Origin of the sequence: Leisingera aquaemixtae, assembly GCF_006740765.1 — a bacterium.
Taxonomy (GTDB): Bacteria; Pseudomonadota; Alphaproteobacteria; order Rhodobacterales; family Rhodobacteraceae; genus Leisingera; species Leisingera aquaemixtae.
On record NZ_CP041156.1, the window covers coordinates 53,438 to 74,587 of the forward strand.

The 21,150-nt window shown below is 67.7% G+C and carries 19 protein-coding genes; 9 read left to right on the top strand and 10 right to left on the bottom strand.

Features of this window, described 5'->3' with window-relative positions:
• Positions 1 to 25: 25 nt before the first annotated feature.
• The 6 genes from R2C4_RS00350 (at position 26) to R2C4_RS00375 (ending at position 5,018) form a co-directional block, all read left to right on the top strand.
• Positions 26 to 442: a RidA family protein gene (locus R2C4_RS00350; protein ID WP_141889092.1), complete on the top strand. Its 417-nt coding sequence runs from the start codon at positions 26 to 28 to the stop codon at positions 440 to 442.
• A gap of 121 nt (positions 443 to 563) precedes the next feature.
• Positions 564 to 1,238, top strand: coding sequence for a DUF1028 domain-containing protein (locus R2C4_RS00355; RefSeq protein ID WP_141889093.1), 675 nt, complete (start codon positions 564 to 566; stop codon positions 1,236 to 1,238).
• A 132-nt stretch (positions 1,239 to 1,370) separates the two neighbouring features.
• Entirely contained in the window at positions 1,371 to 2,309 is a 939-nt protein-coding gene (locus R2C4_RS00360; RefSeq protein WP_141889094.1) for a LysR family transcriptional regulator, read from the top strand.
• Positions 2,310 to 2,468: 159 nt separating this feature from the next.
• On the top strand, positions 2,469 to 2,675 hold the full coding sequence (locus R2C4_RS00365; protein WP_058284809.1) for a dodecin: 207 nt from the start codon (positions 2,469 to 2,471) through the stop codon (positions 2,673 to 2,675).
• The gene (argE, locus tag R2C4_RS00370) at positions 2,668 to 3,819 is read left to right on the top strand and encodes an acetylornithine deacetylase (RefSeq protein WP_141889095.1); all 1,152 of its coding nucleotides are present in this window, start codon (positions 2,668 to 2,670) and stop codon (positions 3,817 to 3,819) included. Before R2C4_RS00365 ends, argE begins: the two co-directional genes overlap by 8 nt.
• A gap of 296 nt (positions 3,820 to 4,115) precedes the next feature.
• A complete protein-coding gene (locus R2C4_RS00375; protein WP_141889096.1) occupies positions 4,116 to 5,018 on the top strand; it encodes a complex I NDUFA9 subunit family protein in 903 nt (300 codons plus the stop codon).
• Between the two features lie 72 nt (positions 5,019 to 5,090).
• On the opposite strand, the gene R2C4_RS00380 is transcribed toward R2C4_RS00375, so the two are convergent.
• The 3 genes from R2C4_RS00380 to R2C4_RS00390 are packed head-to-tail and all read right to left on the bottom strand — an operon-like array spanning position 5,091 to position 8,606.
• The gene (locus tag R2C4_RS00380) at positions 5,091 to 7,268 is read right to left on the bottom strand and encodes a xanthine dehydrogenase family protein molybdopterin-binding subunit (protein ID WP_141889097.1); all 2,178 of its coding nucleotides are present in this window, start codon (positions 7,266 to 7,268) and stop codon (positions 5,091 to 5,093) included.
• A 1-nt stretch (position 7,269) separates the two neighbouring features.
• A complete protein-coding gene (locus tag R2C4_RS00385; protein ID WP_141889098.1) occupies positions 7,270 to 7,731 on the bottom strand; it encodes a (2Fe-2S)-binding protein in 462 nt (153 codons plus the stop codon).
• A 35-nt stretch (positions 7,732 to 7,766) separates the two neighbouring features.
• Complete coding sequence (locus R2C4_RS00390) at positions 7,767 to 8,606, bottom strand: SDR family NAD(P)-dependent oxidoreductase (protein ID WP_141889099.1); 840 nt, start codon at positions 8,604 to 8,606, stop codon at positions 7,767 to 7,769.
• 201 nt (positions 8,607 to 8,807) lie between these two features.
• Here R2C4_RS00390 and R2C4_RS00395 point away from each other — a divergent pair, with 201 nt between their 5' ends.
• Entirely contained in the window at positions 8,808 to 9,698 is an 891-nt protein-coding gene (locus tag R2C4_RS00395; protein WP_141889100.1) for an AraC family transcriptional regulator, read from the top strand.
• A gap of 37 nt (positions 9,699 to 9,735) precedes the next feature.
• Here R2C4_RS00395 and R2C4_RS00400 read toward each other — a convergent pair whose 3' ends face one another.
• The 5 genes from R2C4_RS00400 to R2C4_RS00420 form a co-directional block, all read right to left on the bottom strand.
• Positions 9,736 to 11,121 (bottom strand): aldehyde dehydrogenase family protein, encoded by a 1,386-nt coding sequence (locus R2C4_RS00400; RefSeq protein WP_141889101.1) that lies wholly within the window; start codon positions 11,119 to 11,121, stop codon positions 9,736 to 9,738.
• The gene (locus R2C4_RS00405; RefSeq protein ID WP_141889102.1) at positions 11,118 to 12,791 is read right to left on the bottom strand and encodes an acetolactate synthase large subunit; all 1,674 of its coding nucleotides are present in this window, start codon (positions 12,789 to 12,791) and stop codon (positions 11,118 to 11,120) included. Before R2C4_RS00405 ends, R2C4_RS00400 begins: the two co-directional genes overlap by 4 nt.
• A 34-nt stretch (positions 12,792 to 12,825) precedes the next feature.
• The gene (locus R2C4_RS00410; protein WP_141889103.1) at positions 12,826 to 14,334 is read right to left on the bottom strand and encodes an FMN-binding glutamate synthase family protein; all 1,509 of its coding nucleotides are present in this window, start codon (positions 14,332 to 14,334) and stop codon (positions 12,826 to 12,828) included.
• 299 nt (positions 14,335 to 14,633) lie between these two features.
• Entirely contained in the window at positions 14,634 to 15,107 is a 474-nt protein-coding gene (locus R2C4_RS00415; protein ID WP_141889104.1) for a RidA family protein, read from the bottom strand.
• 139 nt (positions 15,108 to 15,246) lie between these two features.
• Complete coding sequence (locus R2C4_RS00420; protein ID WP_141889105.1) at positions 15,247 to 16,158, bottom strand: LysR family transcriptional regulator; 912 nt, start codon at positions 16,156 to 16,158, stop codon at positions 15,247 to 15,249.
• Positions 16,159 to 16,287: 129 nt separating this feature from the next.
• Here R2C4_RS00420 and speB point away from each other — a divergent pair, with 129 nt between their 5' ends.
• Positions 16,288 to 17,253 carry an agmatinase gene (gene speB, locus R2C4_RS00425; protein ID WP_058284849.1) on the top strand — a complete coding sequence of 322 codons (966 nt, stop codon included), beginning with the start codon at positions 16,288 to 16,290 and terminating at the stop codon, positions 17,251 to 17,253.
• A gap of 50 nt (positions 17,254 to 17,303) precedes the next feature.
• Here speB and R2C4_RS00430 read toward each other — a convergent pair whose 3' ends face one another.
• Both R2C4_RS00430 and R2C4_RS00435 read right to left on the bottom strand, forming a co-directional pair.
• Entirely contained in the window at positions 17,304 to 19,346 is a 2,043-nt protein-coding gene (locus R2C4_RS00430) for an FAD-binding oxidoreductase (protein ID WP_141889106.1), read from the bottom strand.
• Positions 19,347 to 19,421: 75 nt separating this feature from the next.
• A complete protein-coding gene (locus R2C4_RS00435) occupies positions 19,422 to 20,042 on the bottom strand; it encodes a glutathione S-transferase family protein (protein WP_141889107.1) in 621 nt (206 codons plus the stop codon).
• Positions 20,043 to 20,185: 143 nt separating this feature from the next.
• Here R2C4_RS00435 and R2C4_RS00440 point away from each other — a divergent pair, with 143 nt between their 5' ends.
• Complete coding sequence (locus R2C4_RS00440; RefSeq protein ID WP_141889108.1) at positions 20,186 to 21,073, top strand: LysR family transcriptional regulator; 888 nt, start codon at positions 20,186 to 20,188, stop codon at positions 21,071 to 21,073.
• Positions 21,074 to 21,150: the final 77 nt, after the last annotated feature.

Consider the following 21,150-nt stretch of genomic DNA (forward strand, 5'->3'; position numbering starts at 1 on the left):
CCCGCCGTCATGACAGGAGAACACCATGGCCCATACCCGCATCCGCAAGTTCAACACCAGGGACACCTACCCGGAACAGAACCTGGACAACGACCTGTGCCAGGCGGTTGTGACCTATGGCGGCAAGACCGTCTATCTGCGCGGCCAGTGCCCGCAGAACCTCGATGATGCGAGGAATATCGGCAGCCACGATCCGGCGGAGCAGACCCATAAGGTGATGCAGAACATCCGGCAGCTGATCGGGGAGGCCGGCGGCTCGATGGAGCATCTGGTGAAGGTCGTGGTCTATATCACCGACGTGCGCCACCGCGAGGCGGTCTACCGCACCATGGGCGAATATATCAAAGGGGTGTATCCGGTGAGCACCGGGCTGGTGGTGCAGGCGCTGGCGCGGCCCGAGTGGCTGGTGGAGATCGATGCCACGGCGGTCATTCCGGACTAATCCGGAAGCGCGAAGGGGGCTGTCTGCCCCCTCTTGAGCCTGCGGCTCAATTCACCCCCGAGGATATTTCCGGCCAGATGAAGAACGGATCATCTCCAGCGGCTGGTGAGGAGGAGAGACGATGACATTTTCGCTTGTGGCGCGCTGTGCGGACAGCGGCATGTTCGGGGTGGCGATCGCGTCGTCGTCGCCAGCGGTGGCGGCGCGCTGTTCCTTTGCCCGGGCGGGCACCGGCGCGGCGGCCAGCCAGAACGTGACCGACCCCAGCCTCGGGCCCTTGGCGCTGGACCTGATGGGACAGGGCCTGAGCGCGGCTGAGGCCCTGCAGGAAGTGCAGCGGCGCGGCAGCTTCATGGAATACCGGCAGGTGCTGGTGGTGGACAGCGCAGGCGGCACCGCCATTCATTCCGGGGCGAACGCGCTGGGGATCTGGGCGCAGGCAGAGGGCCGGGACGTGGCCTCGGGCGGCAATCTTTTGGCCAATGACGGGGTGTGCCAGGCGATCGTGGAGGGGTTTCAGGCGGCTGAAGGGCATCTGGGCGGCCGGCTGATTGCGGCCTTGCGCGCCGGGCTGGCGGCGGGCGGCGAGGCCGGGCCGGTGCATTCGGCGGGCCTGAAGCTGGTCGGCAAGGTGAGCTGGCCGGTGGCCGACCTGCGCTGCGACTGGAGCGAGGACTGCCCGGTGGAGGCGGTCGCCGCCGCCTGGGATATCTACAGCCCGCAGCTGGACGCCTATGTGCAGCGCGCGCTCGACCCGCGGGCGGCCCCGTCCTACGGCGTGCCCGGCGACGAGTGACCGGCGGCGGGGGCGGGGCTGTGCGGGCGCGCGCGGCCCCTGTCCTTGCCCCTGCCGCGGACGTAGACTGCGCTGAAAACCGCCCGGATCAAGGATGCGCCCTGATCCGCCCAGCCCCGGGAGAGCCTGCCCTTGCCTGTCAGATACACGCTGCGCCAGCTGGAGTATTTCGCCGCCGTGGGGGAAGCGGGGTCTATCGCGCTGGCCTCGGAGAAGGTGAACGTGTCCTCGCCCTCGATCTCGGCGGCGATTGCGCAGCTGGAACAGGAATTCGGGGTGCCGCTGTTTGTCCGCCGCCACGCGCAGGGGCTGGCGCTGACGCAGGCGGGGCGGGTGATGCTGGCGCAGGCCCGCTGCGTGCTGCGCGAGGCCGCCCGCATGGCCGAAATCGCAGACGGCATCTGCGGCCAGGTGCGCGGGCCGCTGGCGGTCGGCTGCCTGCTGACCTTTGCCCAGGTGGTGCTGCCTGCGGTGCGGCGCAGCTTCGAGGACCGTTACGGCGAGGTGGCCGTGCGCCAGATCGAGCTGGATCAGGCGGCGATCTTCAGCGGCCTCCGGCGGGCGGAGCTGGACATCGCGCTGACCTACGACCTGGATATTCCGGCCGATCTGCGCTTCATCCCGCTGGCGGAGCTGCCGCCCTATGCGCTGGCGGGCGAAGGCCATCCGCTGGCGGATCTGCCGGAGGTCACGGTGGAGGCGCTCTGCGCGCATCCGATGGTGCTGCTGGATCTGCCGTTCAGCGCGGATTATTTCCTGTCGTTCTTCCAGCAGGCCGGGATCACGCCCAACGTGGCGGAGCGCACCCGCGACATGGCGGTGATGCGCAGCCTGGTGGCCAATGGCTATGGCTATTCGATTGCCAATATCCGCCCGGTCAACGACCGGTCGCCGGATGGCAAACCGCTGAGGTTCATCCCGCTGAAGGGGGATCTGCGCCCGATGCGGATGGGGCTGCTGATGGCACCGGATGCGGAGCAGTCGAGCACCATCCGCGCCTTTGCCGGTCACTGCGCGGAGCTGGTGACGGACGGCGCGCTGCCGGGTCTGGCCGCGCCGCCGCCGCGATAGGCCGCAGCACGGGGGCATCCGCGGGGCCTTTGAGGCGGAATGGCTGGACGCAGGCAGCAAATCCGTCACACTGGCTGGCGCTGAACGGGCCGGCACCGGCGGCGCGCCGCAGGTGCCGCGCGCCATTGCCGGGCTGGCCGCAGAGTGAGGAGAAACGTGATGAGTGACGCAATTTACAAGACGGTTGACGTGGTGGGCAGCTCCGCCAGCAGCATCGAGGATGCGGTGAGCGGCGCGATTGCCCGGGCCGCCAAGACCATCGACCACATCAGCTGGTTCGAGGTCGGCGAGATCCGCGGCCATGTCGAGGACGGCAAGGTCGCGCACTATCAGGTCGCGCTGAAGATCGGGTTCCGGCTTGACTGACCTTGCCGGGACGCTGGAGATCCTGGAGCGGCTGACCGCCTTTGACACGGTCAGCCGCAACTCCAACCTGGACCTGGCCGCCTATGCGCAGGATGTTCTGACGGGGCATGGCTTTCGGGTGACGCGCCTGCCGTCGCCCTGCGGCCGCAAGACCGGGCTTTATGCCGAAACCGGCCCGGCGGGGGCGGGGGTTCTGCTGTCGGCGCATACCGATGTGGTGCCCGTGGACGGGCAGGCGTGGAGCCGCGATCCCTTCCGCCTGACCCGTGAGGGCGCGCGCGTCTATGGCCGCGGCACCACCGACATGAAGGGCTATGCCGCGAGCGTGCTGGCGCTGGCCGGGCGGGCGGCGGCGGCTGAGCTGAAGGCGCCGCTGAAGATCGTGCTGTCCTATGACGAGGAGATCGGCTGCGTTGGCATTCAGCAGATGCTGGACCGGCTGGCGCCGCTGGCGGGCCGCCCGCGCGCCTGTTTCGTGGGCGAGCCGACGCAGATGCAGGTGGCCACAGGCCACAAGGGCAAGGCCGCGTTGCGGGCCGTCTGCCGCGGCCGGAGCGGCCATTCGGCGCTGGCGCCGCAATTCACCAACGCCTTGCATCTGGCGGCGGATTTCCTGGCGGAACTGCGCGCGCTGCAGGCGGACTTCGCCGCCCATGGCGCGCGGGATGCGGCCTATGATGTGCCTTACACCACGGTTCATGCCGGGACGCTCTCTGGCGGCAGTGCGCTCAACATCGTGCCGGACCGGGCTGAGCTGGCGTTTGAATACCGCCATCTGCCCGCCGACCGGCCCGAGGACATAATGGCCCGCATCCGGGCGGCGGCGGACCGGGTCTCTGCCCGCTACCCGGCGCCGGAGGCCTGCATCGAGGTGGCGCTGGACAGCGCCTATCCCGGCCTCGGCACGCCGCCGGACAGCCCGGTTGCGGTCTATGCCCGCACCCTGGCCCGCAGCCCCGGCTGCACCAAGGTGGCGTTTGGCACCGAGGCCGGGGTCTTTGACCGGCTGGGCATTCCAACTGTGGTCTGCGGCCCGGGGTCGATGGCGGGGCAGGGGCACCAGCCGGACGAGTATCTGGAGCTGAGCCAGCTGGCCACCTGCGATGCGATGATGGACCGGATCCTGGAGGATCTGACGGTCTGAGGCCGGTGCCCGGGCAGCCCGCCCTGACCGCGCGGCAGCCTGGCGGGGTGCCTAAAATTTTACCGGAGTTGTCAGCTGACAATTTGCCGCCGCCTGCCGCGCCGCGTGCGGGCTGGCGATGGCGCTGGGGCGGCGCATTTGCTGGCGCCGGTGGCGCGGGCGGGCGGCCGCGCTATGTGGTAGCGCTGCGATGGAATGGTCCGCCGGGCGGTTGCTGCCGGGCGGGCAGGCCTGGGGCGGACCCGGGCCGGGAAAGGCCTGCGCCGCTGACGCAGGCTTACGCGGGGCTATGCGCCATGAAGACCAGCGAGCGGAATGTGATCGTGCTTGGCGGCACCGGGTTTCTGGGCCAGCGGGTGGTGCGCCGGCTGCAGGACCGCGGCTGCCCGGTCAGCGCCGGAACACGGTTTCCGGAGGCCGCGGCCTCTTACCCCGGCAGCTGGGACCGCGGGGTCCGGCTGGTGGGGATGGATCTGGCGGACCCGGACACCCTGGCCCGGGCGCTGGAGGGCGCCGCTGCCGTGGTCAATTGCATCGGCTTTTACGCCGAGACCCGCCAGCAGAGCTTTCAGGACGTTCATGCCGAGGGCGCCCGCCGGATCGCCCGGCTGGCGCGGAACGGCGGGGTGCAGCGGCTGGTCCATATCTCCGGCATCGGCGCCAGCTTGCAATCGCCCTCGGCCTATGTGCGCGCCCGGGCCGAGGGCGAGGCCGCCGTGCGCAGCGTCTTTCCGGGCGCCGTCATCCTGCGGCCCAGCGTGATGTTCAGCCGCAGCGGCGCCTTTTTCGGCGACCTGCAGAAGATCGTCGCCCGCCTGCCGGTGATCCCGCTGTTCGGCAGCGGGCGCACGCGGCTGCAGCCGGTCTGGGCGGGCGATGTGGCAGAGGCGGTCTGCCGCCTCCTGGATGGCGCGCGGGCGCCGCGCAAGGTGTTTGAGCTGGGCGGGCCGGATGTGTTCACCTACCGGGAAATCCTGCGGCGGCTGGCGGTGCTGTCGGGACGCCGCCGCCTGCTGCTGCCGGTGCCCTTTGCGCTATGGCGGGCGGGGGCGGTGCCGCTGTCGCTGCTGCCGCAGCCGCCGGTGACGCGGGCGCAGATCGCCCTGATGGAACACGACAACACGGTGGGCGAGGGAATGGCGGGGTTTGCCGATCTCGGCATCACCCCGCAGTCCGCCATCGCCATGGGTCTGGTTTGACGCGGGGTTGTTAAGCCCTTGTACTAAAAAGGATTTCCCCGCACCGGATCCCTTGCCCGGCGCGGGGCAGGCTCAGGCGAAGCTGACTCCGTTCAGGACCATCGGCAGCTCTGTCACCCGCGGGCCGTCCGCCGCGATGGCATTGGCCAGCGCCGGGGCCGCGGGCGGGGTGCCGGGTTCGCCAACCCCCGTGGGCATTTCGGCAGAGGGCACGATATGCACCTCGATGGCACCGATGTCGCCGATCCGCAGCGGCTCGTAATCCGGGAAGTTGGACTGGTCCACCACGCCTTCGGTCAGGGTGATCTGGTTGCGCATCGCATGGCCCAGGCCATAGCCGATGCCGCCCTCCATCTGCGCCTTGATCACATCCGGGTTGACCGCGATGCCGCAATCCACCGCGCAGGTGACTTTCTCGATCTTCACCCCGTCCCCGGCGTTGCCGGAGACCTCCACCACCTCGGCCACATAGCTGCCAAAGCTCTTGTGGACAGCGATGCCCTGGCTGCGGCCTTCCGGCGCGCTGCCCCAGCCGGCCTTCTCCGCGGCCAGTTTCAGCACCCCGGCCAGCCGCTGCTGATCGGCGCCGCCGCCCTCCAGCAGGGCCAGGCGGAAGTCCACCGGATCGCGGCCTGAGGCGCGGGCGGCTTCGTCCATCATCACCTCCATCACATAGGCCGTGTGGGTGTGCCCGACCGAGCGCCACCACAGCACCGGGGTGGCCTTGGCCACGTCGCTGAGGCCGGTGAACTGCGCCGGGATCCTGTAGGGGGTGTCCGCCGCGCCCTCGACCGAGCTGTGATCGACGCCGCCGTGCACCATCATGCTCTCAAACGCGGTGCCTTTCAGGATCGACTGCGCGGCGATGCGGTGGTCCCAGCCGGTGATATTGCCCTCCGCGTCCAGACCAACCCGCACCCGGTGCGCCACCGCGGGGCGGTAATAGCCGCCGGTGATGTCATCCTCGCGCGACCAGACCAGTTTCACCGGGCGGGTGCGGTCGGTCAGGGCAAAGGCCAGCGCCGCCTCCACCTGGTAATCGGCCGTCGGCGTGGCGCGGCGGCCGAAGGAGCCGCCGGCGAACATCGTGTTGATGCGCACCTTGTCCATCGGCAGCTGGAAGATTTGCGCCAGTGCCATATGCGGCCCGCTGGGGAACTGGCAGCCGTCGTGCAGAGTGACGCCGCCGTCCGCGTCGGCCTCGATCGTGCAGGTGAGCGGCTCCATCGGCGCGTGCGCCAGCAGCGGGAAGTAGAAGGTCTGCTCCACCACCTGCGCCGCGCCCTTGATCTGCTCCGTGGTGGCGGCGTGGTCCGCGCCGGTCACGTTGAATTCCGGCTCGGCGTACACCGCGGCCAGCAGTTCCTCGCGGATCTGGTCCGAGCTGCGGTGTTCGGCGTTTGAAAAATCCCAGTCCACGGTGATCGCGTCGCGGGCCTGGAACGCGGCCCAGGTGTTCTCGGCATAGACTGCGATGCCCGCCTGGTTGGGCAGGACGGCGGCGCGGATGTAGCCTTTGACCGCCATGGCGCCGGTATCGTCAAACCCGCTGGCAAGCCCGCCCATGCGCGGGCTGCGGAGGATCACGGCAACCATCTGCCCCGGCAGATGCAGGTCCATCGCAAACATCGCGGTGCCATTGGTCTTGGGCAGCGAGTCCTTCCGCTTCACCTGCGGGTTGCCGATCAGGCGGAATGCGCTGGGGTCCTTCAGCCGCGGCTCTGCCGGGGCCTCCATCTGCGCGGCGGCGGCAACGAATTCCGCAATCGGCGCCGACTGGCCTGCGCCGGTGATGATGCCGTCCTCAAGGCTCAGCGCTGCGGCGTCTGCGCCCCAGGCTTCGGCGGCGGCCTTGATCAGCATTTCGCGCGCGGCGGCCCCGGCCTGGCGGTACTGCATGAAGGAATTGGCCATCGCGGTGGAGCCGCCGGTGCCCTGCATCTGCCCGAACGCCAGGTTGGCATAGCGCGCGGCATCGGAGGGGGCGAATTCGTAACGAATGTCCTCCATCGAAACGCCCAGCTCCTCGGCGATCAGGGTGGTGAGGCCGGTGGCCGGGCCCTGGCCCTTCTCGAAGTGCTTGATAATGGCGGTGACGGTGCCGTCGGCGCTGATCTTCACAAACGGGTTCAGCTGCGCAGGCGCGGCGCCGGCCGCCAGCGCGCCGTTCGGACGGACGCCGACATAGAGGACCGCGGCAGCGGCGGCGGCGGAGGCGAGGAAACCGCGGCGGGAGGTGGTGAGGGTCATATCAGGCCTCCATCATTTCGGATGCGCGCTGGATCGCGGCGCGGATGCGCTGGTAGGTGGCGCAGCGGCAGGCGTTGCCGTCCATGTAATCGTCGATCTCCTCAACCGTCGGCTTGGGGTTTTCGCTCAGCAGGCCCACGGCGGACATGATCTGGCCCGACTGGCAATAGCCGCATTGCACCACGTCCAGCTCCACCCAGGCGTCCTGCACGGCCTTGGACACCTTGGAGTCCAGCCCTTCGATGGTGGTGATCTCGGCGCCTTCGGCGTCCTCCACATAGGTCTGGCAGGAGCGCACGGGCTCGCCGTCCAGATGCACGGTGCAGGCGCCGCAGGCGGCCACGCCGCAGCCGAACTTGGTGCCGGTGAGCTTCAGCTCATCGCGGATCACCCACAGCAGCGGGGTGCCGGGTTCGGCCTCCACCTGATGCGTCTGGCCGTTGAGATTCAATGAAATTGCCATGGTTCTGGGGCCTCCCCTTGGCTGGAATGTACGGGTCAGGATTTTTCGAATGCGGCGAAGGCGTCCGCGTAATCGGGATGCCAGCGCGACAGGGCCGGGCGGTTTTCGAGGATGTCGCCCAGGGCCCAGGCGACCCGGCGCTGGTCGCGCTCGGGGGTCACGTCGTTGTCGGGGCAGAGGATATAGAAATCGCCCGCTGCCATGCGGGTCAGCAGATGGTCCACCGTCTGCCCGGAGGTCCAGGCGGCGGCGGGTTTTTCCGGCATGACGCTGGCGATCATGCCGGTATAGGTGAAGCCGGGCACGAACAGATGCGCGCTGATTGGCGCTTCCGCCTGGCGCAGATCGTGGGCCAGCATCTCCGTCAGCACCTTCACCCCCGCCTTGGAGACATTGTATCCCGGATTGCCCGGCGGTGTGGTGATGCCCTGTTTGGAGCCGGTGTTGACCACCGCCGCGGGGCGCGCGGCGGCGATCATCCGGGGCAGAAAGGCCTGCACGCCGTTCAGCACGCCAAACAGGTTCACCTCGATCATCGCGCGCCAGGCGTCCGGGTTTTCCCAGCTGCCGGAGAGGCGGGCGATGCCTGCGTTGTTCATCAGCACCGCCACGTCGCCCGCGTCGAAAGCGGCATCGGCCAGCGCCGCGAGCTCCTCCGGCTTGCTGACGTCCGTTGGAACCGCCAGCACCGGCGCGTTCGCCGCAGCGACGCTGCGCAAGCGCTCTGCCGCCTGCTCCAGCGCGTCGCCCGGCAGGTCGGCCAGCACCACCCCCAGCCCGGCCTGGGCAAAGCGTTCGGCGGCCGCAAATCCAACCCCGCTGGCACCGCCTGTCACCACCGCCAGGCCGCCTGCTGCAACTGCGTCTGTGTACATGAAATATCCTCCCGCAAGTGTTGTGCTGCCAGGGCTTGCCGCCGCCCCGGCTGTATTGGTTGCAGAAAAAGGTAGGGCGTGCGGGGCGGATTGCCGTGCCTGATCCTCCGGATGATCTGCCTGATCCTCCAGACCGCCGGGATTTGCGGTTCTGTTGCGGCTGCCCCGCGCCTATAGTCAGCTGCAACAGGAGGTGCGCCAATGGTGCCGCAGGATCTGATCGAAGAAGTTGCCGCCTTTGTCCGCGCCAAGGGCACGCCGGAGGACGGCTGCGAGACCGGGGTGGGCGGGCTGTTCGCCTTTTGCCGCGAGACCCCGACCGAATTTCAGGCGATGGTCTATGAGCCCGTCATGTGCCTGGTGCTGCAGGGCGCCAAGGAGGCGCATCTGGAAGACCGGGTGATCCGCTATGGCGCGGGCATGTCGCTGATCGTCAGCCATGCGCTGCCGGTGACGGCGGGGGTGATCGATGCCGCGCCGGACAAGCCCTATGTCTCGCTGGTGCTGCGGCTGGATCTGGCCACCGCGCGCAGCCTGTATGATGAGGCCGGCGCGGCAGCGGGACAGCAGCGGGGCACCCATTCGATGAGCGTGGCGGACAGCGATGCGGCGCTGACCGATGCGATGGCGCGGCTGTTCCGGCTGTCGCAGGACCCGGCGGAGGTGCAGGCGCTGGCGCCGCTGGTGCTGCGGGAGATCCATTTCCGGCTGCTGCGCGCCCAGCACGGCGGGATGCTGCGGCAGCTGCTGCTGCACGAAAGCCCGGCGAGCCGGATTTCCAAGGCGATTGCGCTGATCCGCGCGGGGTACAAGGCGCCGATCGCCGTGGCGGAGCTGGCCGCCGCAGCAGGGATGAGCCAGTCGACCTTTCACGAGCATTTCAAAACGCTCACCTCCACCACGCCGCTGCAGTACCAGAAGGAGCTGCGGCTGCTGGAGGCGCGGCGCTTGCTGATGAGCGGCGGGCGGTCGGTGGCCTCGGCGGCCTATGACGTGGGCTATGAAAGCCCGACCCAGTTCAGCCGCGAATATGCCCGCAAGTTCGGCCTCCCGCCGCGGGACGAAAAACCGGCCCCGGCGGCGGCGACCTAGGCGGGGCTGGAACAGCCCTGCCCGGCGCATCCCCGCGTCAGAGCCGGATCACCGCCATCTTGTCCTGGGTCATGTCATGCATGGTGTAGCCGATGCCGCCGGTGTTGTAGCCGGACTGGCGGCGGCCGGCGAAGGGCATCCAGTCGACCCGGAAGGCGGTGTGGTCGTTGACCATGACCGCGGTGGCATCCAGCCCGCGCACCGCCTGCATCGCGGTGTCCAGGCTTTGGGTGAAGACCGCGGCCTGGAAGGCATAGGGCAAGCTGTTGGCGGTCCCTATGGCCTGCGCGATGCTGTCCGTGCTGTAGACGCAGATCACCGGGCCGAAGATTTCCTGCTGCGACACGCGGGCCTCCGCGGGCGGGTCCAGCAGCACGGTGGGGGCATAGGTGGTCTTGCCCAGCCGTTTGCCGCCCGCCAGCAGCCTGGCGCCGCCGTCCAGTGCCTCCTGCACCCAGTCCTCGACCCGGTCGACCTCGCCCGGGCGGATCAGCGGGCCGCAGTCGACGGTCGGGTCGGTGGCATCGCCGACCTTCAGCGCCTGTGCCGCTTCGGCCAGTTTCTGCGCGATCTCTTCGGCCTTGGCGGCGGGGGCAAACACCCGCTGCACCGAGACGCAGACCTGGCCGGAGTGGTAGAAGCCGCCCTTGGCCAGCAGCGGGATCATCGCGCCGATGTCCGCGTCCTCGGCCACGATCACCGGCGCGGCGCCGCCGTGTTCCAGCGCGCAGCGGGTGCCGGGGGCGAGCTTGGAGCGCAGCATCCAGCCGACGCGGGCGGAGCCGATGAAGGAGAAGAACCCCGTGCGCGGGTCGGTGATCATCCTCTCCGCCACCGCGTTGGAGCAGACCACATCGCGGCACCAGTCCTGCGGCAGCCCGGCCTCGTGCAGCATGGCGACAAAGGCCTGGCACGACAGTGGCGTGTCCTGCGCCGGTTTCACGATCACCGGGCAGCCGGTGGCCACCGCCGGCGCGACCTGATGCACGATCAGGTTCAGCGGATGGTTGAAGGCGCTGGCGGCCACCACCACCCCGATCGGCTCGCGCTGGGTAAAGGCGATGCGGCCCGATCCGGCCTCGGTCAGATCCATCGGGATTTCGGTGCCCGCCATCTGGCCGATCTCATGCACGCACAGCTCCACCCCGTCGATGGCGCGCTTGACCTCGACCTTGGCGTCGGCCAAGGGCTTGCCGCCCTCGCTGGCGATCAGCAGGGCCAGCTCGTCAAAGCGGTCCTCCATCAGCCGGGCGGTTTTCTTGAGGATGTCTATGCGCTGATAGGCGGGCAGCCACGCATCGCGGTTGCGGAACAGCCCGTGCGCGGTGTCCAGCATCGCGTCGATCCGGTCCCAGCCTGAGGTTTCGGCCGTGCCGATACACTCCAGGCTGAACGGGTTCACAACGTCTATGGTTTCGCTCATATCAGGCACACCTTGTCGGCCAGCTCCTCGATCAGGACCCGCTGGTTTTCGCTGTAGTCCACCGGCACATCAATCAGATGCACGCCGCCCGCGTCAAAGGCTTTTTCAAAGGTTGGCAGCAGGTCTTCGGTGCGCTCGATCCGGTGGCCGGTGGCGCCGTAGCTGCCTGCGTACTGGACAAAATCGGGATTGTTGAACTCCAGCCCCCAGTCGCCGAAGCCTGCGTGGGCCTGTTTCCAGCGGATCATTCCATAGGCGCTGTCGTTCAGCACCGTCACCACCAGGTTGAGGCCGAGGCGGACCGCGGTTTCCATCTCCTGGCTGTTCATCATAAAGCCGCCGTCGCCGCAGATCGCCATTACCCGGCGGTCCGGGTTCAGCTTGGCCGCCATCATCGCCGAAGGCAGCCCCGCGCCCATGGTCGCCAGCGCGTTGTCCAGCAGCACGGTGTTGGGCTGATAGGCCTTGTAGTTGCGGGCGTACCACAGCTTGTAGATGCCATTGTCCAGCGCGATGATATCGCATTCGTCCATCACCTTGCGGGTGTCGGCAACCAGCCGCTGGGGGATCACCGGGAAGCGCCCGTCATCGGCGCCTTCGGAGATATGCTCGTCGGTCTCCCGCTTGACGCGCTCGAAATAGCTGCGGTCGAAATCCAGCGGCCCGCCGAGGATCTTGCCCAGCCGGGTGATCGACTGGGCCAGATCGCCAACCACCTCCAGCTGCGGGAAATAGACCCGGTCGACCTGCGCCGCCTTGTAGTTCACATGTATCACCTTGGTGCCGCCTTCCTCCATGAAGAAGGGCGGTTTTTCGACCACGTCGTGGCCGACGTTGATGATCAGGTCGGCGCGGTCGATGGCGCAGTGCAGATAGTCGCCATCCGACAGCGCCGCAGTGCCCAGGAACAGGTCCGAGCGTTCGTCGACCACGCCCTTGCCCATCTGGGTGTTGAAGAAGGGGATCTGGATCAGGTCGGTGAAATCGCACAGCGCCGAGCGGGCCTTGCGCCGGTTGGCCCCGGCCCCGACCAGCAGCAGCGGCATCTTGGCGGCCCGGATCATCTCTGCCGCCTCGTTCAGCACCGCGTCGCCCGCCACCGCGTAATGGCGCGGGTGGGGCTGCAGGACAGAGGCGTCGGTTTCTTCGGCGGCGATATCCTCCGGCAGTTCCAGCAGAACCGCGCCGGGGCGTTCCTCCTCGGCGGTGCGGAAGGCCTCGCGGATCAGGGCGGGGATGGTGTTGCCGTGGACGATCTGCTTGGACATCTTGCAGATCGGATCGAACAGGTTGACGATGTCGATGATCTGGAACCGGCCCTGTTTCGATTTCTTGATCGGCTTCTGCCCGGTGATCATGATCAGCGGCATCGCCCCGAGATGGGCATAGGCGGCGGCGGTGGCCAGGTTGGTGGCGCCGGGGCCAAGCGTCGCCATGCACACCCCCGTCTTGCCGGTCAGGCGGCCATAGGTCGCCGCCATGAAGCCCGCGCCCTGCTCGTGGCGGGTCAGCACCAGTTCGATGCTGGAGGTGCGCAGGGATTCCAGCAGGTCGAGGTTCTCCTCGCCGGGGACGGCAAAGATGTATTCGACGCCTTCCCGCTCCAGCGCGGCAACAAGCAGATCGGAAGCTTTGGACGGAGCGGAAGCGGGGGGGTGAGAGTCGGGCATGGGGGCTCCTGTTGGGTTGACGGCTTGGGGGGCCTTATTGTGCGGCGTGCTGCTGTTCCGGCGTCGGATACAGCTCATCCATCGAGACAGAGCGGCCGGTATCCAGCACGATGCGCGCATGGTAGCGTTTCAAGAGCCGCGGCTCTGCCACGCCGCAGCTGTGGGCGATGATGCCGACCTCCTTTTTCATGTTGCGGGCGTAATAGGCGACCCGTTCCGATTTGCTGGCCGGGTCGAGGCCGAATTGCAGCCTGCGGTCGTGGGTGGTGATGCCGGTGGGGCAGGTGTTCTTGTTGCACTGCAGCGCCTGGATGCAGCCGAGCGCGAACATGAAGCCGCGGGCGGAGTTGACGAAATCGGCCCCGGCGCAGAACGCCCAGGCGACCTCTGACGGGTTGATCAGCTTGCCGCTGGCGCAAACCTTGATCCGGTCGCGCAGGCCATAGCGGATCAGGGTATCGACGGCCAGCGGCAGGCTTTCGCGCAGCGGCATCCCCATGTTGTCGATCAGGCTCATCGGGGCGGCGCCGGTGCCGCCGTCGGCGCTGTCTATTGTGATGAAATCCGGGGCGCTTTCGATGCCGCGGGAGTGGACCTCCTGGCACATGCCCTCGATAAAGCCATAGGCGCCCAGCACCGCCTTGAACCCCACCGGCTTGCCGGTCACTTCGCGGACATAGGCGATCATGTCCAAAAGATCGCCGACGCAGTCGATTTCCGGGTGGCGGTTGGGGCTGATTGCGTCCTCGCCCGGGGTAAGGCCGCGGATTTCGGCGATTTCCTGGGTCACCTTGGCGCCGGGCAGGATGCCGCCCTTGCCGGGTTTGGCGCCCTGGCTGAGCTTCAGTTCGAACATGCGGACGGTGTCATGCGCCGCCACCGCGCGCAGCTTGTCCTCGTCAAAGCCGCCCTCGGGCTTGCGGACGCCGAATTTGCCGGTGCCGATCTGGAACACGAGGTCGCAGCCGCCCTCCAGATGGTAGGGCGACAGGCCGCCCTCGCCGGTATTGAGCCAGATGCCGGCCTTTTTGGCGCCATGCGACAGCGCCCGCACCGCGGGCACCGAAATCGCGCCATAGCTCATGCCGGAGATGTTGAAGATCGAGCTGGTGGTGTAGGGGTGGCGGGCATGGGGGCCGATGGTGATTTCGGCCGGGGGCGAGGCCTCATGCGACAGCGACGGGAACGGGCAGTTGGCGAAGTAGACAGTGGCGGGCCGCCGCAGATCGCGGGTGGAGCCGAAGGCGACGGTGGAATCCACATTCTTGGCGGCGCGGTAGACCCAAGAGCGTTCGGCGCGGTTGAACGGCATCTCCTCGCGGTCGAGGGCAAAGAAATACTGCCGGAAGAATTCGCCCAGATGCTCAAACAGATAGCGGAAGCGGGCAATCACCGGATAGTTGCGCCGCAGGGTGCTGTCGGTCTGGGTCTTGTCGCGGACATACAGAACGATCAGCCACAACAGGCCCGCCCCGATGGCGAAGATGAAAGCGTAGGACAGGAATTCAAGCAGCGCCAGGACGGTGCTGGATATCTGGGACATGTTCTCCATCGCTCCTTCAGGGGCTTGTGGCGCGGCTGGGTCCGCACGCCTGGCTTATGCCGTTACAGAATGCGCATTGGCCGCAGATATTGCATTCACGGGCCGATCACTTCCTCAGGAGCCGCGCCGGCGGCGGGGGAAGGGCAGGCTGCCCGCGGGCCGGAGTCCCCACAGGATAACGGCTGGCAGGCCTGTTTGGTTCCCCCGCAGCGCGGGCCTGGATACTGATCGCGATAGTGCGCCAGCCGGGCAAAAGATGTCCAGCCTGCGGGGACGGGCGGTACAGGCCGCCACTCAGATCAGGGACCTGGCCGGATGCGGAACAGCGCTTCGATCTCGACCGCCGCGTTTGAGGGCAGGCTTGGGCTGCCGACAGCAAACCGCACGTGGTTCGCTTTCTCAGGCCCCAACGCCTGAACCATAAAGTCCGATGCACCGTTCACGACCTTTGGATGGCCGGTAAAGTCCGGGACCGAATTCACGAAAGCGCCCAGCTTTATGAGCCGTTCTATCTTATCAAGATCGCCGATGGCGGCTTTGGCACGGGCCAAGATACCTATACCGCAGCAGCGTGCGGCTTCGATCCCTTGCTCTATCTCGATATCTTGGCCGAGCTTTCCTTGGATGACCCGGCCATCCGGAGCTATGGATATTTGTCCAGAGATATACAAGAACTCCCCATCCACGAGATAGGGGGCGAAGTTGCCCAGGGGCCGGGGGGCTTCGGGTAGTTTTACTCCAACGGATTGCAGGTTCTTCTCAATCGAATTCATGAAATCGTCCTGATGAATGATCTGTGCTTAGGCAAAAAGTGCCGGATCAGGGGTAAACTGATCGGCCCCTTATTACTATAACCTATGCCTAAGTCAGAGCACAGTTTTCCAGGGACGGCGGCGCTCCTGCTTGCGGGGATCAGGATGGCGTGTCGGGACCGGACCAGTGCCGGCAGGCGGCGCGGACGTCCTCGACGAACAGCTCCACCGCGCGGCTGCGGATGTGGCTGCGCCGGGTGGCGAGCGAAAACGCGGAGTGCCAGCGCAGCTGCGGGTGGGACAGCTCGCGCAGGCGGCCCGCGCGCACCCGGCTTTCGGCGTAATGCAGCGGCAGCGGGCCGAGGTACTGGCCGGTTTCGATCAGCATCGCCATCGCCTCCATGTTGGCAACGACCGCCTGCGGATCGGGGCTGCCGAGATCGGGGGAGACCAGCATGTCATAGGAGCGCTGGCAGAGCGGGTGCTGCGCAACCGCCTGCGGGCTGACCTGCTGCGGCGGCAGCGGGAACAGCGGGTGGCCCCGGCCGCAGTAAAACCGGTGCTCCTCGCGGCACAGCGGCTCATACGCCAGGCCGGCGCTTTGGGTGCGGAACGGCGCGATGGCGGCGTGCAGCGCGCCGGTGATCAGCTGTTGGGTCAGCTCCGCCGGGGAGGCGACGGTGATTTCCAGCCGCACCTCGTTCGGGCGGGACAGGAACGCCTGCAGCGCCTGCACCAGGTTGAGACCGGGCAGGCTGCTGACCGCATCCGCCACGCCGATGCGGAGGCTGCCGGTGACGGCATCGCGCAGCTCCAGCAGCTCGGCGTCGAAATCGCGGGCGCTGCGCAGGATGCTGCGGGCCTTGCGATAAGCGGCCTCGCCCCGTTCGGTCAGGCGGAAGCCGCCGCGGCCGCGCTCGCACAGCCGGTAGCCAAGGGCGGTTTCCAGATCGCGGATGCGCAGGCTGATGGCCGGCTGGGTGATCCCCAGCGCATATTGCGCCTCGGAAAACCCGCCGCATTCGGCGACGGTGACAAAGGTTTCCAGCAGCGTGCTGCGCAGCAGTTTCATGGCGCTGGCCCTCCCCGGCCGCCGGTCTGGACTTACATGAGTTCACCTTATGTAAGGATAAGCAACATGATATTTTTTCATGCAATGACCCGTGCTGAGGTGCTGTGAAACCTGATGACGGAGATGCCCATGCCTGGACACAGTTACGAAACCGGCCGCCTGAACCTGCCCTTTGTCGGCATCGCCACCTTTGGCAAGGCGCCTTATGTGCAGGACTGGGACGCGATTGATGCCGATGTTGCCATCCTCGGCGCGCCCTTTGACTCCGGCTGCCAGTACCGCCCCGGCGCGCGGTTCGGGCCGCGGGCGGTGCGCGAGGCCTCGACGCTGTTCAGCTTCGGCCATGCCGGCGCCTATGACCACGAGGATGACGCCACCTATCTGGGCGAAGACGTGCGGATCGCTGACTTGGGCGATGCCGACATCATCCACACCAAGACGGAGGAAAGCCACGCCGGTATCGAATACGGGGTGACGAAGATCCTGGAGGCCGGCGCGCTGCCGGTGGTCATCGGCGGCGACCATTCTGTCAACATTCCCTGCATCAATGCCTTTGCACAGGATTGCGCCCGGAACGGCCCCCTGCATGTGGTCCAGATCGACGCGCATCTGGACTTTGTCGATACGCGCAAGGGCGTCACCATCGGCCACGGCAACCCGATGCGCCGCGCGATCGAAAAGGATTACGTCTGCGGCATGACGCAGCTGGGGATCCGCAATGTCTCCTCCACCGCGCGCGAAGGGTATGAGGATGCCCGCGCGCGCGGGTCCGACATTCTGTCGGTGCGCCAGGTGCGCAAGCTGGGGGCTGACGCGGTGCTGGAGCGCATCCCCGAAGGCGCGCGCTATTACGTGACCATCGACATTGACGCCTTCTGCCCGTCGATTGCCCCCGGCACCGGCACCCCCAGCCACGGCGGGTTTCTGTATTACGATGTGCTGGAACTGCTGCAGGGCCTCAGCAAGCGCGGCGATGTGGCGGGCATCGACCTGGTGGAGGTCGCGCCCGCCTATGATCCCACCGAAAGCACCCAGATCCTGGCCGCGCAGCTTCTGCTGAACTTCATCGGCTTCATCTTCCACAACAGGCGGTAGGCGCTCCCCCGGCAGACCCTTGCGCAGCCTAAGCGGCGTGCCGTGCGGGGTCACAGGTCCAGTTCAATTGTGTCCGTTGCCGGGACCGCGCAGCAGATCAGGGCATCGCCGTCCTGGGGCGCGGCGGCGGGCGGGGTGCGGTAGGCAACCTTGCCTGCCCCCAGCCGGGTGGCGCAGCTGCCGCAAGTGCCCGCGCGGCAGCTGAACTCCGGCGTCAGACCGTGGCGTTCGGCCAGCTCCAGCAGGGTGCCGTCCGCCGGGGTCCACGGCTGCTCAAACCCTGATTTCGTGAAGCGGACGATGGCGCTGGCGGCTTCTGGAACAGTGTCCCCGAGGGCCGGGGCGCGTGTCAGCGCGGAGGGGCCGAAGGCCTCGGCATGGATGTCTGCGTCCTTGACGCCAAGGCTGAGCAGACCGTCATAGGCCGCCTGCATGAAGCCGCCCGGGCCGCAGAGGTAGACATCGGCGTCCATCTGCGGCAGCACCTGCTGCAGGATTTCGGTGCTGAGCCGTCCGGCATGATCGAAATCGCGGCCTGCCGCCTCCTGCGCACCGGGCGCGCTGATCAGCGAGACATAGCGGATCTGGCCGCCGGAGGCCTGCTCCAGACTGCGGAACTCGCGGGCAAAGGCGCGGTCCTGAGTGGTGCGGGCCGCGTGCAGGATGGTCAGCGGGCGCAGGTGCCGGGAGCGGACCCCCTCGCGCAGCGCATGGCGTGCCATGGCGATCATCGGGGTGACGCCGACACCGCCGGCGATCAGAACCGCCGGGCGGTTCTCTGCGGTGTTGAGAAAAAACCCGCCGCGCGGCGCCTTGGCCTCGATCACCGCGCCGGTTTGCAGATGCGCGTGCAGGTGGCGGGACATAGCTCCGGCCTCCTCGCGCTTGACCGAGATGCGGAACTGGCCCTCGCCGGGGGCGGAGGACACGGTGTAGGTCCGCACCAGCGGCGCCTTTGCGCCCGGCGGCGTGAGGCGGATGGTCAGGAACTGCCCGGCCTCAAAGGGCAGCAGCGGGCCGCCGTCCTCCGGCTCCAGATAGAAGGAGCGGATCACGGTGCTTTCCATCTCCGTCCGGGCCACCCGGTAGCGCCGCCAGGCGCTGCGCTGCTGGTCCAGTTTGGCGCGGGCCTCCGCCTCTGCCCAGGTGTCCGTCATCAGCGTGTTGGGCGAAAACGCACCGCGCGCGGCGCGCAGCGGCAGGATGCCGTCCAGCCAGATGCCCTTATGCAGGGTGAACCGCCAGCCGCGCTCGGCGCCTTGAAAGGCGGTGACCTCGGGGTGCGTTTCGTCCAGCAGCTCGACGGTGCCGGTGAGCAGCAGCAGGCTGCCGGTGGTGAAGTCCGGGAACACCAGGCCCGCGCGCGGGTTCAGCAGGAAATTCCCCAGCGTGTTGAAGTGGTTGTTGCCGGGGAAATCGGGGATCGTCAGGCGGTTGCCGTCGATGCGGACAAAGCCGGGCCGCCCGCCGCGGTGCGAGACATCGACGCCTTCGCGCTCCGGGCGGCTGGCGGCGGGGACGTGGCTGGCGGCAAAAAACATGTCGGCCCCGGCGATCAGCGCGGCGTGGCTGCCGCTGAGGCCGGTGAAGGGCTGCGGCTGCGCAGGGGCGTGCGGTTCGGCCGGTTCCAGCCCGCGCAGCTGGATGTATTGCGGGCAATTGCCGAAGGACTGGTCGACCCGCAGGGCAAAGCCATCGGGACCGGCCGCCGACACCCGTCCGTTGACCCGGTTGCGGCGGCGGCTGTGCAGTTCGATCCCAAGCAATCCAACTGCGGCACCTTCGCGGATCGCCGCCTGCACCGGATCGCGGGGATCCGGCGCCAGCGCGATATCCAGGTGCTGGGGATCCGGGGAGGCGGCGAAACCGGGCGGGCCGCTCAGCAGGCTGGCCCAAGGCCAGCCGTCGCTGTCCACGGCACCCGCTGCCAGGAACGGCAGCTGGGCATAGAACAACCGGTGCTGGTCGGGCATGAAGCTGCGGATCACCCGGCGGCCAAAGGTCTCCATCACCTCGCGCTTGCCGGCGCGGCGCTGCATTTCCTGTTCGCCTTCGTGGAAGGGGGAGGGGGTGTTCGCATCGAGGGGCGTCATCGAAACCTCCTTCTGGCTGAGAGGGGCGCGCGGCGGCGCAGGCACCGTTCGCCGCGCGCGGGTGTTGGGCAAGGATCAGGCTGCCAGCCCGGCCTTGGTGGCGGGCATCGGCTTGAAGCCCTTCAGCCCTTCGATATTGGCCAGCAGGGCGCGCACGTTGGGGTAGGGGGCCAGCGAGATGCCGCCTTCGGGCGCGTGGGCGACGTAGGAATAGATCGCCGCGTCGGCGATGGTGGGGGCGTCGCCGACCAGGAACGAGCGGCCCTCCATATGGGCGTCGATCTTGCCCAGAACGCGGGCCGCCACGGTGGCGCAGAACGCAGCATCGATCGGCGCATTGAAGACGGTGATCAGCCGCGCCGCCGCCGGGCCGAAGGCGATCTCGCCCGCGGCCAGGGTCAGGAACTTCTGCACCTCGGCTTCCTGCACCGGGTCGGACGGCAGCCAGGACGGGGCGTATTTGCGGGCGAGGTAGACCAGAATGGCGTTGGAATCGCTGATCACGGTGCCGCCGTCCTCGATCACCGGGACCTGGCCTGCGGGGTTCAGCGCCAGAAACGGCGGCTGCTTGTGCTCGCCCGCGGCAAGGTCGACGGTGACCATCTCATGGGCGATCCCGGCGAGGCAGGCGAACAGCTCCACCCGGTGGGAATGGCCGGACAGGGGGAAGCCGTGAATGCGGAGGGTCTGGGGCATGTCTGGGGTCCTTTTGCTTGGCATGTGCCGTGGGGTTGTGAAGACACCCGGAAGATACGCCGCCTGGTCATTGGCGATAATATTCCTTGTTGTGGAATGATTATGTACATTGCATTCATAAACCGGCGATGGGAGCCCCCGCGATGGACAAGCTGGACTGTATGCGCACCTTTGCCGCGGTGGCGGCGCAAAGCTCCTTTACCGGCGGCGCCCGGCAGATGGGAATCAGCACCAAGCTGGCCAGCAAATATGTCGCCCGGCTGGAGGAGCAGCTGGGCGCGCAGCTGCTCAACCGCACCACCCGCAAGGTGACGCTCACCGACACCGGGCGGGCCTATCTGGAGCGCTGCCTGCCGCTGCTCGACCAATTCGACGAGCTGGAGGACGTGGTGCAGCTGCGCCAGCAGGAGCTGGCAGGCCCGGTCCGCATCACCGCCCCTACTGGCCTGGGCAGCCGTGAGCTGGTGGAGGCGCTGCACACCTTCCAGCAGGCGCACCCCAAGGTGGCGGTGGAGCTGGTGCTGTCCGACCGCCACCTGCCGATTCTGGAGGAGGGGGTGGATCTGGCGGTCCGTTTTGGCGCGTTGAAGGATTCGACGCTTGTGGCGCGCAAGCTGTGCCGCATGCGGCGGGTGGTGGTGGCCTCTCCGGAGTACCTGGCCGCCCATGGCGAGCCTGCCGAGCCGGAGGCGCTGGCTACCCACAACTGCCTGCTGCTCACCACCGCGCCGCAGCCGGAGGTCTGGGCGTTCGGGCGCGGCAGCGGGGCGCGAACCATCCCCGTCGGTGGCAGCTTCCGGGCCAACTCGCCGCGGGCGGTGGCGCATATGGCGGCCCATGGCCTGGGCATTGCCCGCTGCCCGCATTACACCGCGCTGCCGTTTCTGCGGGACGGCAGGCTGCAAGTGCTTTTCGAAAAACAGGAAACCGATCCGATCACGCTTTATGCGGTGTATCCCCCCAGCCGCCATCTGACGGCGCGGATCCGGGCCTTGATCGACCATCTGGCGGCCTTCTTCGCGCCAGCCTGACCGGTGCGCCCGGCACCGGGAAACCCCCGTTGTTTCATCTTTCCCCAAATACTCCGGGGAGCGCGAGGGGCCGGCCC

Coding starts and splice junctions, on each gene's coding strand:
- R2C4_RS00355 (WP_141889093.1), top strand. CDS start 564: ATGACATTTTCGCTTGTGGCGCGCTGTGCGGACAGCGGCATGTTCGGG.
- R2C4_RS00395 (WP_141889100.1), top strand. CDS start 8,808: ATGGTGCCGCAGGATCTGATCGAAGAAGTTGCCGCCTTTGTCCGCGCC.
- R2C4_RS00405 (WP_141889102.1), bottom strand. CDS start 12,791: ATGCCCGACTCTCACCCCCCCGCTTCCGCTCCGTCCAAAGCTTCCGAT.
- R2C4_RS00430 (WP_141889106.1), bottom strand. CDS start 19,346: ATGACGCCCCTCGATGCGAACACCCCCTCCCCCTTCCACGAAGGCGAA.
- R2C4_RS00365 (WP_058284809.1), top strand. CDS start 2,469: ATGAGTGACGCAATTTACAAGACGGTTGACGTGGTGGGCAGCTCCGCC.
- R2C4_RS00435 (WP_141889107.1), bottom strand. CDS start 20,042: ATGCCCCAGACCCTCCGCATTCACGGCTTCCCCCTGTCCGGCCATTCC.
- R2C4_RS00410 (WP_141889103.1), bottom strand. CDS start 14,334: ATGTCCCAGATATCCAGCACCGTCCTGGCGCTGCTTGAATTCCTGTCC.
- R2C4_RS00420 (WP_141889105.1), bottom strand. CDS start 16,158: ATGAAACTGCTGCGCAGCACGCTGCTGGAAACCTTTGTCACCGTCGCC.
- R2C4_RS00400 (WP_141889101.1), bottom strand. CDS start 11,121: ATGAGCGAAACCATAGACGTTGTGAACCCGTTCAGCCTGGAGTGTATC.
- R2C4_RS00350 (WP_141889092.1), top strand. CDS start 26: ATGGCCCATACCCGCATCCGCAAGTTCAACACCAGGGACACCTACCCG.
- R2C4_RS00380 (WP_141889097.1), bottom strand. CDS start 7,268: ATGACCCTCACCACCTCCCGCCGCGGTTTCCTCGCCTCCGCCGCCGCC.
- R2C4_RS00440 (WP_141889108.1), top strand. CDS start 20,186: ATGGACAAGCTGGACTGTATGCGCACCTTTGCCGCGGTGGCGGCGCAA.
- R2C4_RS00390 (WP_141889099.1), bottom strand. CDS start 8,606: ATGTACACAGACGCAGTTGCAGCAGGCGGCCTGGCGGTGGTGACAGGC.
- R2C4_RS00385 (WP_141889098.1), bottom strand. CDS start 7,731: ATGGCAATTTCATTGAATCTCAACGGCCAGACGCATCAGGTGGAGGCC.
- R2C4_RS00375 (WP_141889096.1), top strand. CDS start 4,116: ATGAAGACCAGCGAGCGGAATGTGATCGTGCTTGGCGGCACCGGGTTT.
- R2C4_RS00415 (WP_141889104.1), bottom strand. CDS start 15,107: ATGAATTCGATTGAGAAGAACCTGCAATCCGTTGGAGTAAAACTACCC.
- speB (WP_058284849.1), top strand. CDS start 16,288: ATGCCTGGACACAGTTACGAAACCGGCCGCCTGAACCTGCCCTTTGTC.